Here is a 13,456-nt window from a genome sequence, read left to right as displayed (position 1 = left end):
GATCGACCATGCCTCCCCGTCACCCTGAGGTGGCCGCTTCTTCAGCGGCCCTCGAAGGGCGACGGCCCGGCTGGCAGCTCGCCCGTACATCCTTCGAGGCTCGCTACGCGGTGCTCATGCACCGCACTGCTCGCACCTCAGGATGACGGCATCAGCAGGGTTCGCAGCCCGAACGATGATCCATTCAATCGTCCCTTCGGATAAAAGTAATTTCTCTTTACCCGAACCTCGACACACCCTATACTCCCTCGCCATCTCATCCTGCCGGAAGGGGCGGGTCGCGATCGTCACGGTTCGTGGGGTGAGTTGCGGTGGACGCGGGCGGTGTTGGCGCCAGATGCGGTCGCAGGGCGGGTAGTCCCCGTGAGCGATCAGCGGGCGCGGTACGACAGCGCGGCCATGCCCTGCGAAGCCCGAAGGGTGAAGCGGGGCCGCGTACGGCAAAATCGTGTGGTCCTGGCGCCCGCAGGCTGGCGTCAAGTCTCCGCGGTGGTGTGCGTGCCCGACCGGGTAGCGCACATCAGCGATCTCGCGAGGCGACGGGGGCAAGAGTGCATCGCTCCCCGGGGAGAGCGCGACATAAGCCGTCAACCCACTGCGCAGGGAAGGCCGGTTATCGGGCTGCACCTGTGTCTCCCCTGTGAGCGTCTATCCACGCATCATTGCACAGGGGCTCTCGGGTGCCAGCCGGTACCCGGCCTTCCCTGCGCCCTTCCGATTCCGAAGGGCGCCAGAAGCGAAGTAAAACCCGGGCGCTGGGCGCCGCGGGATCGCGATGTCATGTCGGCTGTTTGACACTGGAAGAACCGGAGCGGGTGAGCGCAGCCGGGATGAGCGAGGTGTCAGCCGTAGCTCGGAGAGCGAAGCCGGGAAGCGCTATCCGGCAATTTCGCGAGCGGCCCCCGCATCGTTCGCCAACGGCTCTCGCTCGGCCGAAAGTTGCGCGTGCAAACCGCGTTGTCAGGACGTAATCAGATATCTTTCGACTGCCTCCAATAGAGCCCAAGGCATGCTGCAACGCACTTTCCTTCGCACCGTGATTTTTCTTTTCGTTCTGTCGGCGGTCGCAATTCCGAACCAGCGCGCCCAGGGCAGACCACGCGACGATTTCAGGGGCACCGCCGTCGTCGAGCTGATGCGAAAATACGGCCACCCTGACCAGATCGTCCCTTTCGGCCGCAAGGACCAGGACCAGGACCAGGCCTATCACTGGCGAATGAAGACGACGGCCACCTTCGAGGCAGCCGACCAAGGCGAACGGCGCGAGGATTTCTTCTGCGATGTGACCGCCATCGTTGGACAGAACGGGCGGGTCAAGACCTTCGAGGCCAGGCCCGCGGATGTCGGCGCCGGCGCCCTCGCATCCATCGAAGCCTTCGGGCCGCTGTGCCGCAAGGCATTCGGCTCACGACCGAGCCGGGCTCCCGGCGAAAAATTGGCCAGGATGCGGCTTTGAGCGGCCGAGGTTGAACAGAGCGGTCCATGGCATCCTTCTACGCAGAGAACCACCTTCGACACATCGCCGGGCTGGAAAAGCGCCACGGTCCGATCAGCGACGAGGTCGTCACAGCCCTGCGCACGCTGATCAAGCTGATCTGCCGTAGCGAGGACCCGGTCGAGGCCATCCCCTTTCTCGACCGCTGCATCTCGATCCAGGAGAGCCTGCATGGGCCGCAGTCCATCCTGGGCGACCTCGATGAATGGATCCGCCAGGCAGGCCGCGTCGACTTCAAATTGGTCGAGCCGTTTCAGCTGCGGCGGCTGGCTATCAGGACCAGGCTTTCCGGCGAGCACAGTTGGCAGGCCGCCGAGGAATGCGAAGCGATCGCCCGGAAATGGGCCTCCGCCGGGGATTATTCCCGCGCCAGGGCTTTTCTGGAGCGAAGCATCTCGATCCTGGAGAAGGTCCACGGCGCCGTCAGCATCGAAGTGGCAGCCGCCGTCGACACGCTCGCCGAGATCGGCGCGCGCCTGACGAAATGGGAGGACGCCGAGACGAATCTGCAGCGCAGCCTGCATCTGAAAGAGAAGATATTCGGGAAGAGAAGCGAGGAAGCGGCCCGGACGCTGCTCACCTCCGCCATCGTCCATGCCAATTCCTGCAAACTGCAGCGACACGGGGCCAAATTCGAGGGTCTGCGCAAGGCCGTGACCGCCTTCGCGTCCGGTCTCGACATCATCGAGGAACGATTTGGACCGGACAGCCTGGAGGTTCAGAAGGCTCTCGAAGCCATGATATCGGCCTATCTCGACTGTGGAGAGTTCTGGAAGGCCGAGCCTTTGCTGAAGCGGCTGCTTGATATCTGCGAGCGGACTTATGGAGACGACGCTGCGGCCCTGCTCTGGATCCTGGCGGAGCTCGCCACGGGTTATGCGCGCGAACGGGTGGAAGATGCCGAGCCGGTCCTGGAGCGGGGCTTCGCGGTGCTGCGGACTTTCCTCGATGCCGGCAAGCCGATCTTTCGTCGCAGCATCCTGGACATGGCCGGCAACCGGAAGGTGCTCTACGGCGGCAGTCAGAAAGGCGTGCTCGAGACGCTGGTCCAGGCGTCGGAGACGTTTCGCGACAATCTGCGAAAGCGATGGGGAGCGTAGGTGGACCTCGGATGACAGATTACGACACCTGGAAGCTGCAATGCCATTGCTGCGGCAAGACCTCCGAGCATTCCGTGCTGATGAGCTCGAACTCGTTCGGCTCTCGCGACCTCGACCAGCGGCCGCCGAAAATGTACCGCTGGACCATCGCAAGCTGGCTGCAGGAATGCCCCTATTGCGGCTACGTCGCCCCGAGCATCGACAAGGGCGACGCGAAGGCGCGGAGCTTCCTCGATACCGCCGAATTCCGCGCCGCCTCGCTCGACCCTGCGCCCGACCCGGTATCGCGCCGCTTCCTGGTGCGCGCCGCGCAGCACGCCTATGACGGAGAACGCAGATCGGCATTCCTGAGCACGCTGTCGGCGGCATGGGTGGCCGACGACAGCAACCGGCCCTCCGACGCGGCTGCACTCCGCCTCAGAGCCGCCGGTCATCTCGAGGGGCCCCGGATCACCTCGATCGATACCCGCCTGCTGCTGCTCGACGTGCTGCGACGGGCATCGAGCTGGGAAGCCGCCGAGGCACTGACCGCCGAATTGACGGCTGAAGAGCTGGACTATCCCTTTGCCGAGATCGTTGCCTTCCATCGCGACAAGATCGCGGCCAGGGATGACCAGCGACATACGATCGGCCAGGCGCTCGAGGGCAAGCCACCGCCGCCGGTCGCGGTCGAGGACCCGGAGCTGCTCAAAGCCATCGCACGGCACATCAAGATCGTTCCGAACCCGCGAAGGACGTGACCATGAAGGCCGCCGGCCTTGCCTTTGCCGTTGCACCTGCCTTGGCTCTCCTGACGGCTCCTTCTCTCGCTGCGGGAAGCTGGAAGCTGGAATTCGACAATCGCGATCTTCCCTCGCTGAGCTACAGGGATCAGGGCAAGGTGACGTTCATGCTGGGCTGCGGACGCGCTCTGGGCCTGCATGCAAGATATCCCGGCGAGGCCGGCCGCGCCGGAAAGGCAACGATCACGATCGGAAACGGCCGCAAGTCAATCAAGCTCGCTGGCGAATTCGAGGAGATTTCGGCCGACGACGACGCGACCAATTTTGTCCAATGGGATCTGGGCTACTCGAGGCCGGACCCGGAGCTGTTCGGCAAGCGCTGGAAGCGGGCCCAGGCGCGCCTGCTCGGCCTGATGGAGAGAGCGTCGCCGCTGACGATTTCGAGCAGGACGACGAGCTACCAACTTCCCAGGATCGATGCGGCCGGCTGGCGGGCCGCCATTGAAAGGTGCGGCGGCTAGACCACAATCGCCTTCAAGAAGGAGCTTTCCGTGATTGGGCACTCTCGCGCGACCCGCCTTTCGGTTTCGGTCAGCGCCCTCTTTCTCGCCGCGATTTCGATCGTCTCGCCCGCTCGGGCGGGCGATTACTGGGAGCCGAAGAATTACGCACCCGTGACCGACCCCGCGAAGAAAAAGCAGATTCACGATGACGGAGCCGCCATATGGAGAGAAGGCAACGAGGTGTACGAAGCCGGAGACTACAAGAAGGCAATCGAGATATTCCAGCGGTCGATCGTCAAATATCAGATCCTTCGCCTGACTGACGACATCGAGATCGTCAAACGCGCGATAAAAGCGTCAGCCTGCTTGGATCGGCGCAAGTCCACCGATATCAACCAGCTCAAGGAGCTCATCGGGGAGCATGAAGACAAGACGTCGGGCTCGATGACTCCCTACCCGAATTCATGCCTGCCTTTTCCTGAGTTGGTGGCGGCGGTGCAAAAACGGATTGCGGCTCTTCAGAACACAAACAGATGACTCCGGACCTTTGCTCTTCGGCCGTCCATTCCTCGAGGCTCGCCGCACGATGACCGGACCAGCGGCACGTAGACCGGATGAGCGAAGCGATATCCGGGGATGCTGCGAATGCCCCCGCATGTCGCTTCGCTCATGGGGGCTACGGCAGCTCGAGCTACGGCGCCAGATACCGCATCAGCTCCGGATTGCCCCGCACCTCGCCCGCCTCTCCCTGCAGCGCGACGCGGCCGCGGTCGAGCACGTAGGCGTAGTCGGCGACGCGCAGCGCGAGGTCGAGGTGCTGCTCGACGATGATGACGGCGATGCTCTTGGCGAGCTCGATCAGGCGTTCGGTGATCTCCTCGATGACGCCGATCCAGACGCCTTCGGTCGGCTCGTCCAGCAGCAGCAGTTTTGGATCGCCGAGCATGGCGCGGCCGATCGCGAGCATCTTGCGCTCGCCGCCGGACAGCGTGCCGGCGGGCTGGTCGAGGCGCTGGCCGAGCTTCGGGAAGATGGTTAGCACCTGGTCGACCGCGTCTGCCTTCTTGCTCGCGAGCGAGCCGACGGCGAGATTGTCGCGCACCGACAGGCGCGCGAACACCGAATGCTCCTGCGGCACGTAGCCGATGCCGGCGCGCACCCGCTCCTGGGTGGCGCGGCGACTGATGTCGCGGCCGTCGAAGGCGACCTCGCCCTTCCAGGCCGGCAATTCGCCGACGATGGTCTTCATCAGCGTAGTCTTGCCGGCGCCGTTGCGCCCGAGCACGGCGACGCCGCCGCGCCAGGGAATGCCGAGGGTGACGTCGAACAGCACCTGGCTGCGGCCATAGCCGGCATCGAGATGTTTGATGTCCAAAAATTCAGGCACGGCGCAGATAAATCTCCTGGACGGCTTTGTTGGCCTGGATCTCGGACACGGTACCAGACGCCAGCACCTTGCCCTGGTCGAGCACGGTGAGGCGATCGCAGATGTCGCGGATGAAATCGAGGTCGTGTTCGACGATGACGAGCGAGCAATGCTGCTTGATCGGCTGAAGCAGTTCGCCGGTGACGCGGCGCTCCTCCAGGCTCATGCCGCCGGTCGGCTCGTCGAGCAGCAGCAATTTCGGCTTGCCGGCAAGCGCCATCGCGATCTCCAGCCATTGCTGCTGGCCGTGCGACAGCGCCGCTGCGGCCTCGAAGGCGCGATTCGCGAGGCGGAACTGCGTCAGCATGGTCATGACCTGGTCGTGCAGCGCGGCTCTCGTGCGCGAGAACACGAGGTCGACCAGCGAGGACTGCGCCTGCAGCGCGAGCAGGATGTTGTCGTACAGCGTCAGCGACGGCAGCACGCTGGTGATCTGGAATTTCAGGCTCATGCCGGCGCGGGCGCGCTCGGTCGGCGTGAAGGCGGTGATGTCGGTATTGACGAACGACACCTTGCCCTGCGTCGGCACCTCGGCGCCGGCGATGCACTTCATCAGCGTGCTCTTGCCGGAGCCGTTCGGACCGATCAGGCCGTGGAATTCGTTGGCGCCGACGCTGAGCGCGGCACCGTCGAGCGCGGTGAGCTTGCCGAAGATTTTCGTGATGCCGGCGGCCTCAAGGAGCATCGCGATGCTCCCCGACGTTTTCCTTGGCCTTGGCACCGAAGCTGCCGACTCGCTCGCGCTCCCCGAGCACGAAGCTGATCAGGCCCAGCGGCCGGAACAGGATGACGAGCAGCAGCAGCAAGCCCAGAATGATCGGCCAGATGTCGCGATAATTGTCCGAGAGCCAGAAGCTGACGCCCTCGACGATGACGGCCCCGATGACGGCGCCGATCAGCGTGCCGGAGCCGCCGAACAGCACGTAGAGCACGACCTGGGTCGAGACGACGACGCCGACCATGTTGGGCCAGACGAAACCCTCGTGGAAGGCGTAGAGGCTGCCGGCAAGCCCGGCAACGCCGCCGCCGATGGTGAAGATGATCGCCTTGAGGTGCTGCGCCTTGTAGCCGAAGAAAGCGATGCGCTGCTCGTTCTCGCGCAGGCCGGCGAGCGCGAGGCCGAATTGCGAACGCACCAGGAAACGGCAGAGCAGGTAGACCACGACCAGGATGCCGAGCACGAGATAATAGAACGCCGGTCCTTCCGTGAACTCGTAAGTCCCGAGCGACATCGGCGCGATCGAGGGGATGCCGTTCTGGCCGCCGAGATAATACCAGCCGCGCGCCAGGCGATCGGCGGCGTAGGAGCCGGTCAGCGTGCCGAGCGAGACGAAGATCACGCTGGAGGGATGCCGTCCGAGCAGCAGGAAGCCGCCAAGCAGCAGCGCGAAGGTGAGGCCGATGATGGTGCCCGCCGGCAGCACCAGGAAGATGTTGGTGATGTCGAGGTCGCGCGCGAGCAGCGCCACGCCATAGCCGGCCGAGCCGAAGAACAGGGCCTGGCCGAAGCTCATGATGCCGGCATAGCCCCAGACCAGATCGAACGACAGCGCGAACAGCGCCAGAATGATCACGCGCGTCGCGAACACCGTGAGATAGTCCTGCAGCAGCAGCGGCGCGAGCAGCGCCGCGACCAGCACGACGCCCTCGACGATCGGCAGCACTTTCCGCGCCGACGCTCGCTTCGCCGTCCGACCGCTATCCATGGCGACGTCCGCCTCCCCGCCGATCTCGGCGGGGATCGCCTGTTTCACTGCGCCCATCGACTTCAGCATTCCACTTCAGCATTCCACTTCAGCATTCCTTGGGATCGACGAGGCCGTTGCTGCGCCCGACGATCTCGTAGTTTCCGCCCTTGGCGACCGCGGTGTACATCTTCATCTTGCAGTGCCGCTTGCCCGGCACCATCTCGGCAGGCCCGCCCGGACCTTCGGCGATCTTGGCGTGGTCGAGCGCCGCCGCGACCGACTCACGATCGATCTTGCCGGCTTCCTTCACCGCGGCTTCCCACAGCTTCAGGCCGCGATAGGTGCCGGTCGCCGCACTGCCGGCGGCGAAAAGGAAGTTGCCGGGAAAATCCTTCTCGTAGGCCGCCTGGATTTTGGCGTCGAACGGGTTCTCCTTGGTCAACACCTTGAAATAGTCGAGGCAGCTGGCGAGTCCCTCGATCTCCGCGGCCTGATTGATGTTGAGCGTGTTCTCGTCATAGTAGACGCAGGCGAGCCGTCCGCCGTTCTTGAGGAAGCCCGCTTCATAGAGCTGCTTGAAGAACGGGCCGACGCCCGGCGGGATGACGGTGTTGAAGACGACGTCGACCTTGTTGGAGATGATGCGGTTGACGGTCGCGGAGAAATCCACCTGGTCGAGCGGGTAGTATTCCTCGAACACGACCTCGCCGCCATTCGCCTCGATCACCTTGCGGGCATAAACGTTGAGCGTGTGCGGCCAGACGTAGTTGGCGCTCGGCAGCGCGAACTTCTTGCCGCCGTTTTTGATCAGCCAGGGAATGAACTCGTCACATTGCTGCGCCGGCGTCGGACCGGTGCAGAACAGATAGGGCGTGCACTCCTTGCCCTCGTAGAGCTGCGGATAGATGTAGAGCGTCTTGCCGCGCGCCACGATGGGATCCTTGATCGCGTTGCGCATCGAGGAGGTGATGCCGCCCAAGACCATGTCGACCTTATCGCGCTGGATCAGCTTGCGCACATTGCCGACGGCGACGGATTCGTTGGAGGCGGTGTCCTCGATGTAGAGCTCGACCGGACGGCCGAGCAGACCGCCGGCGGCATTGATCTCCTTGATCACCATTTTGGCGACGTTGGCGTCGGCATTGCCGGCATAGGCGATCGGGCCGGTGAGGTCGGTCGCGATGCCGACCTTGATCGGAGCCTCTGCGGCATTGGCCCAGGGCGCCGGAATCACCCAGCTGCCGACCCCGGTTGCGACCGCGCCGGAGGCAAAGGCGAAATTGGAGAGGAAGCGGCGACGTGAGAGCTGCGTGCGATCGAACATGACTAAACCCCTTTTCCAGCGATGAGGCCCTGCGGGCGGAATTTGATGAAGACAATGGCAAGGACGAAGACGAGCACGTCGGCGACGACGGGCGCCATCACCCAGGGCAGCGCGGCGCTGAGCGTGCCGATGACACCGGCGCCCGCGACCGGCCCGATGAAGGAGCCGACGCCGCCGACCATGACCGCGACGAACCCCTGGATCAGGAAGCGCAGGCCGAGATCGGCGTAGAGGCTGAACACCGGGACGATCAGCGCACCGGCAAGGCCGGCGAGCGCGGAGCCGAACGCGAAGGTGGCGCCGTACATCAGGGGCGTGGAAATGCCCGAGGCCCGCGCCAGCGATGGATTCTCGAGCGTGGCGCGCATGCGCAGACCAAAGTTGGTGCGCGACAGCAGCAGATAGCAGCCGGCCATCACCAGAAGCGTGATGACGATGATGGTGAAGCGCCAGGCCGAGATGTGCATGGCGCCGATGTCGATCGAGCCGCCGATCGGCTCGGGCACGGTGAGATAGAAGCCGCCGATCAGGCCGCGCACGGATTCGCGGATGATCAGACCGAGCGCATAGGTGCCGAGCATCGCCACGATCGGCGCGGCGTAGAATCTCCGGATGATCAGCCCCTCCAGCACGAAGCCGAGCGCGCCGACGACGAAGGGCGCCGCGACCATGCCGGCCCAGATCGGCAGGCCCTTGGCGTAGGCGAGATAGGTGATGTAGGCCCCGAGCAGGACGAACTCGCCCTGCGCGAAGTTGAAGATGCCCATCATGCTGGCGATGATCCCGAGCCCCAGCACGATCAGGACGATGATCGCACCGAAGCTCAGGATCTCGAACGCCGCGACGAACGCGTTAGCCATGCTTTGCTGTTCCGCTCGTCTTCACTGAGGCCCCGCTCACATCTTCTTCCAGTCGCCGATCTGCTCGAAGGCGTGCGCGGCGCGGTAGATGGTGGATTCCTCGAACATGCGGCCGACCAGCATCAGCCCGACCGGCAGGCCATCGACCATGCCGCAGGGCAGCGACATCGCGGGATGATGGGTGATGTCGAACGGCGCGGTGTTGGAGATCATCTCGAGGGCGCGGGCGACGTACTCCTCGCGGCTGGCATTGGGCTCCGGCAGCTTGGTCGCCTTCATCGGCGTGGTCGGCATCAGCAGCAGATCGTAGTCCCCGAACGCCTTGTCGTAGGCCGCGGTCAGCCGGCGCGAGATGTTGAGCGCCTTGCCGTAGAAGCGTGGACCGAAATTGTTGTTGATGTAGGTGCCGAGCATCATGAACAATTTCGTGGTTTCGGACAGCGAATCGGCCTGGCGGCGCCAGCCGCGATGGAAATCCATCAGCGAGGTCGAATAGAGATCGCCGCGGCTGAGGCCGTAGCCGTCGCCGAACATCATGGTCTGGGTCAGGCCTTCGGTGCCGATCGGGGTCCAGATCGCACCGCCCAGGAGGTGCATCGGGATCGACACCGTCTCGACGGTGGCGCCGATATCCTTGAAGCGCTTTGCGGCCTCGCGCACGCTTTCATTCACGGCGGCTTCTGCAACCGGCTGTTCAAAACCTTCCTTGACGATGCCGATCTTCATGCCCTTGACGCCCTGGCCGAGCGCCTTGGTGTACTCCTCGACCTTTGGCGACTTGATGCGCGGATCATAGCCGTCGTCGCCGGCGAGCACTTCGAGCAGCAGCGCGTTGTCGGCGACCGTCGCCGTCATCGGCCCGGTATGGTCGACATAGATCTCGATCGGCATGATGCCGGTATAGGGCACGAGACCCCAGGTCGGCTTCATGCCGTAGATGCCGCAGAACGAGGCCGGCATGCGGATCGAGCCGCCCTGATCGCCGCCGATCGCCATGTCGACCTCGCCGAGCGCGACCACGACGCCCGAGCCCGACGACGATCCGCCGGCCGAGTAGCCCATCTTGTGTGGATTGTGCACTGGCCCGTAGGACCCGGTGTGGCTGCCGCCGGACAGGCAGAAGTGCTCGCAATGCACCTTGCCGGCGATCTCGGCGCCGGCATCCAGCATGCGCGTGACGATGGTGGCGTCGAAATCGGGGACATAGCCTTCCAGCGTCGACGAGCCATTCGTCATGGGAACGCCGGCCAGCATGATGTTGTCTTTCAGCGCGACGGTCTTGCCCTTGAGCTTGCCGCTCGCGGCGCCCTTCACGGTCGACTTGCGATACCAGGCGTTGCGGGGGTTCTCCTCAGCCGAGGGGCGATAGCCCGGGGTGCGCGGATATTTCACCTCGGGCACCTCGTCCGGCATCGCGGCAACGAGATTGTAGGCCTCGATCGAGCCCTGCATCAGGCCGCGGAACGAGGCGACGTCGTCATCGGTGAGCGAAAGGCCGCATTGCTCGGCGACACTGCGCAATTGGGCGGGGGTGGGAAGGACAACTGTCACGGCGCTCTCCTCTGAGGCTTCTTGGTCCCTGGCGTTGGACGGAGTCTCGCGGTCGCGCTTGCACAAGCGCGGCCCGTTCGGCTTCGCGTCGATATTACAGACGGAAATATTTTCCTTTTCAAGTATTATTTCGCGAAGCCGCTGCGACGTATCAACAGCCGCCCCTCAAAGCGTCTTGATGATCTTGAAGTCGAGACCGTCGGCTTCAGCGAGGTACATCGGCATCTCGGCGCGCCCGTCGCGAAGAACCACGGGACCGCAGCCCGCCGAGTAAACGGTGTTGCGTGCGGCCTTCAGCAGCGGACGAAAGGCCAGCGACCCGGCACGATTGGCCACCGACTCCAGGAACCGCAACCCCTCATAATTCGACTGGCCGACCGAGCCGACCGGCGGCGCGTGCGGGCCGAACATGGCCTGGTAGCCACCGAGGAACTCGTCATTGGCACGCGAGGCCATACAGTTGAAATAGCCGGAGGCGCAGAACAAATTCTCGGTGTTGTCGGCGCCGATGCCGAGCAGCACGGTCTCGTCCATCGCGCCGGCAAGCCGCAGCGTCGAGGTCGCAAGGCCGGCTTCCGCGAAGGCGCGATTGAAGGTGATGCTGTCGGTGCCGATCAGCGAGATCAGCACGACATCGGGCTTGGCGGCGCGGATGCGCGCCAGATGCGGCTCGTGATTGTCCTCGCCGACGGGGACAAATTCCTCGCCGACGACCTGGCCGCCGGCCTCCTTGATGTAGCGCTTCACCGCGCGATGCGACTGCCAGGGCCAGACATAGTCGCTGCCGATCAGATACCAGCGCGCCGCCTTCTTGACGTCCGCCAGCCAGTGGATCGACGGCCGGCTCTGCCAGCGCGGCGTCTCGCCGATCGCCATCACGCCCGGCGTGCGCTCGCCGCCTTCATAGACGGGAGTGTAGATGTAGGGGATGCGGTTGCCGGTGACCTTGCGCAAAGCGACACGGACGGCGCTGATATGCGAGCCCATGATCAGGTCGACCTCGTCGAAGGCGATCGCCTGCTCGGCGCGTTGCACGACGTCTTCGATCGGGCCGCCGGAATCGTAGATCGAGAGCTCGAGCTCGCGCCCCAGGATGCCGCCGCGCTTGTTGATCTCGGCGACCGCGAGCATGGCGCTGTTGGTGGAGGTCGGGCCCCAGATTCCGGGCGAGCCGGTGAAGGTGAGGAAATTGCCGATGCGCAGCTTGTTGCGCGCGCCGCGGCGTTTCATGACATGCGTGTCAAACGGCGACAGGTCGAAATCCGCTGCCGCGGACGACAGATTCCTGAACAGCAAAGACGGTGGCAACGCCGGACCGCCATGAGCCGGGAAGTTTACCGTCGCGCGCACGCCAACTCCTGTCTGGCACCAGACCTGAAAGCACATTGAGCAGGCGGCCGCGGCTTCCGCCCTTTTGTTGTGCAATGATCCTATTTTGAAAATATTGAATATTCAAGAATTGAAGTGCATATAGATGCAGCATCGATTGCAAGACATTCACTCAATTAGGTCAAGACAAAGTCTTAGCCGTGGCAAAACCGTCGAAAGAAAACACCCCGATCACCGAACACCTCGCTTATTTGCTCGCGCAAGCCAACCGGGAGATCAACCGGCAGCTCGAGCTGCGGTTGAGCAAGGAAGGCGTGCCGGTCGAGCAGTGGCGCATCCTGAAGGTGCTGTCCGATGGCAACGGCCATTCGATGGGCGAGCTTGCGGGCGCCGTGCTGCTCAACCATCCGACGCTGACCAAGATGATCGACCGCATGGTCTCCGACACGCTGGTCTATCGCGTGCAGGACCCGGGCGACCGCCGCAAGGTGCTGATGTTCATCTCCGACCGCGGCAAAGTGTTGTGCAAGAAGCTCAACTCGCTCGCGGTCGACCAGGAGGAGCACATCCTGGAGAGCTACGGTGACAAGTCGACGAGCGAGCTCAAGCGGCTGCTGGAGAGCTTGATCGACAGCTCGAATTAGACCTCGTGAATTGGAGCGTGGGGGCCCTGCGAAGCCGACACACTCATCTGCCATTCAATGCATGGAGAGAGGACCTCCATGAAAGCACGCGCGTTGGTCACGCTGGCATTGGTGGCGCTCACAGAGCGCAGCAGGCCTTATTCAGTTCTCAAGGCTCGCCCTCGCGTCCAGGCGGAGAATGAGCAGGCGCCGCATAACTGCATCATCGCCAGCACGAGAGGGGATAGCGTTGGCCGTTCCATGTCGTCCAGCCCGCGGACTTGTTGCTGACCGGTTTGGCTAAATACCATTTATTGCCGTCGGCATGGTTGAAGTACACGCCGCCCTGCGTTCCGCTGCGTGGATTTGTTAACCTCACCCATCGCGAGCCATTATCTGAGAAGCTGCCTGCCCAGCGTGCTCCCGAGCTGGTGGTGCAAGTGTCGCCGTTACAGCTTGTCTGACTGTCATCAACGGCGGCCCATTTCATCCGGGCCGACCGGCCGTCTATGTTGCACGACCATGTTCCGCCCCACCATCCGCCCACTTGGCTCGCAGGGGCGGGACCGCAAGCGTAGAAACTCAGGGCAAGAACACACAAGGTGGTTGGCAGCGCGCGTTTGGACATTGCTGGCTCCCAATTTTCGGCCCCCGTGCGATTCAATCAAAACACGGATTGAGCTCATTAGAGGTGATCCAGATCACAATGAGCAGTGGCAAAATATTGGATGGTCTACCCCAAGGCGATCCCCGAGACACGATGCCGCGCTTTGACCGTCGGCTTTCCAGGCTTCAGCTGCGCAGCCGGACGAGCGAGTGGCCGCCGACAATCTGC

Annotated in this window: 15 protein-coding genes; 6 read left to right on the top strand and 9 right to left on the bottom strand. The window is 63.7% G+C overall.

What is annotated here, in order from left to right; genetic code table 11:
- Positions 1 to 1,009 precede the first annotated feature (1,009 nt).
- From XI04_RS19485 to XI04_RS19465, 5 genes are read left to right on the top strand one after another with little or no spacing between them, the layout of a single operon-like run.
- Entirely contained in the window at positions 1,010 to 1,456 is a 447-nt protein-coding gene (locus tag XI04_RS19485) for a hypothetical protein (protein ID WP_271608727.1), read from the top strand.
- Positions 1,457 to 1,482: 26 nt separating this feature from the next.
- The gene (locus XI04_RS19480; protein WP_271608726.1) at positions 1,483 to 2,595 is read left to right on the top strand and encodes a tetratricopeptide repeat protein; all 1,113 of its coding nucleotides are present in this window, start codon (positions 1,483 to 1,485) and stop codon (positions 2,593 to 2,595) included.
- A gap of 11 nt (positions 2,596 to 2,606) precedes the next feature.
- Positions 2,607 to 3,335: a hypothetical protein gene (locus tag XI04_RS19475; RefSeq protein WP_097669145.1), complete on the top strand. Its 729-nt coding sequence runs from the start codon at positions 2,607 to 2,609 to the stop codon at positions 3,333 to 3,335.
- 2 nt (positions 3,336 to 3,337) lie between these two features.
- Positions 3,338 to 3,838, top strand: coding sequence for a hypothetical protein (locus XI04_RS19470; protein WP_271608725.1), 501 nt, complete (start codon positions 3,338 to 3,340; stop codon positions 3,836 to 3,838).
- A gap of 30 nt (positions 3,839 to 3,868) precedes the next feature.
- A complete protein-coding gene (locus XI04_RS19465; RefSeq protein WP_271608724.1) occupies positions 3,869 to 4,357 on the top strand; it encodes a hypothetical protein in 489 nt (162 codons plus the stop codon).
- Positions 4,358 to 4,511: 154 nt separating this feature from the next.
- On the opposite strand, the gene XI04_RS19460 is transcribed toward XI04_RS19465, so the two are convergent.
- The 8 genes from XI04_RS19460 to XI04_RS19425 all read right to left on the bottom strand — a co-directional run bounded on the left by XI04_RS19460 (position 4,512) and on the right by XI04_RS19425 (position 12,161).
- Entirely contained in the window at positions 4,512 to 5,207 is a 696-nt protein-coding gene (locus XI04_RS19460; RefSeq protein ID WP_152102064.1) for a branched-chain amino acid ABC transporter ATP-binding protein, read from the bottom strand.
- Positions 5,200 to 5,931, bottom strand: coding sequence for an ABC transporter ATP-binding protein (locus tag XI04_RS19455; RefSeq protein WP_028141880.1), 732 nt, complete (start codon positions 5,929 to 5,931; stop codon positions 5,200 to 5,202). Before XI04_RS19455 ends, XI04_RS19460 begins: the two co-directional genes overlap by 8 nt.
- On the bottom strand, positions 5,921 to 7,021 hold the full coding sequence (locus XI04_RS19450; protein WP_038972795.1) for a branched-chain amino acid ABC transporter permease: 1,101 nt from the start codon (positions 7,019 to 7,021) through the stop codon (positions 5,921 to 5,923). Before XI04_RS19450 ends, XI04_RS19455 begins: the two co-directional genes overlap by 11 nt.
- A gap of 19 nt (positions 7,022 to 7,040) precedes the next feature.
- Entirely contained in the window at positions 7,041 to 8,258 is a 1,218-nt protein-coding gene (locus XI04_RS19445; protein WP_028141882.1) for a substrate-binding protein, read from the bottom strand.
- Between the two features lie 2 nt (positions 8,259 to 8,260).
- The gene (locus tag XI04_RS19440; RefSeq protein ID WP_271608723.1) at positions 8,261 to 9,118 is read right to left on the bottom strand and encodes a branched-chain amino acid ABC transporter permease; all 858 of its coding nucleotides are present in this window, start codon (positions 9,116 to 9,118) and stop codon (positions 8,261 to 8,263) included.
- 36 nt (positions 9,119 to 9,154) lie between these two features.
- Positions 9,155 to 10,669 (bottom strand): amidase, encoded by a 1,515-nt coding sequence (locus XI04_RS19435; protein ID WP_028141884.1) that lies wholly within the window; start codon positions 10,667 to 10,669, stop codon positions 9,155 to 9,157.
- Between the two features lie 165 nt (positions 10,670 to 10,834).
- Positions 10,835 to 12,019 (bottom strand): substrate-binding domain-containing protein, encoded by a 1,185-nt coding sequence (locus XI04_RS19430; protein WP_271623750.1) that lies wholly within the window; start codon positions 12,017 to 12,019, stop codon positions 10,835 to 10,837.
- Positions 11,910 to 12,161: a hypothetical protein gene (locus XI04_RS19425; protein WP_162130963.1), complete on the bottom strand. Its 252-nt coding sequence runs from the start codon at positions 12,159 to 12,161 to the stop codon at positions 11,910 to 11,912. The genes XI04_RS19430 and XI04_RS19425 overlap by 110 nt, the downstream gene beginning before the upstream one ends.
- Before the next feature lie 37 nt (positions 12,162 to 12,198).
- Between XI04_RS19425 and XI04_RS19420 the strand changes: the two genes are divergently transcribed.
- On the top strand, positions 12,199 to 12,642 hold the full coding sequence (locus XI04_RS19420) for a MarR family winged helix-turn-helix transcriptional regulator (protein ID WP_018320557.1): 444 nt from the start codon (positions 12,199 to 12,201) through the stop codon (positions 12,640 to 12,642).
- Positions 12,643 to 12,844: 202 nt separating this feature from the next.
- Here XI04_RS19420 and XI04_RS38860 read toward each other — a convergent pair whose 3' ends face one another.
- Positions 12,845 to 13,249: a DUF6006 family protein gene (locus tag XI04_RS38860; RefSeq protein WP_369426469.1), complete on the bottom strand. Its 405-nt coding sequence runs from the start codon at positions 13,247 to 13,249 to the stop codon at positions 12,845 to 12,847.
- Between the last annotated feature and the right edge of the window lie 207 nt (positions 13,250 to 13,456).

It is taken from the genome of Bradyrhizobium sp. CCBAU 11430, assembly GCF_028128855.1.
Classification (GTDB): domain Bacteria; phylum Pseudomonadota; class Alphaproteobacteria; order Rhizobiales; family Xanthobacteraceae; genus Bradyrhizobium; species Bradyrhizobium ottawaense.
The sequence above is the reverse complement of the archived record's forward strand: the minus strand, read 5'-3'. Positions and strand labels throughout refer to the sequence as shown.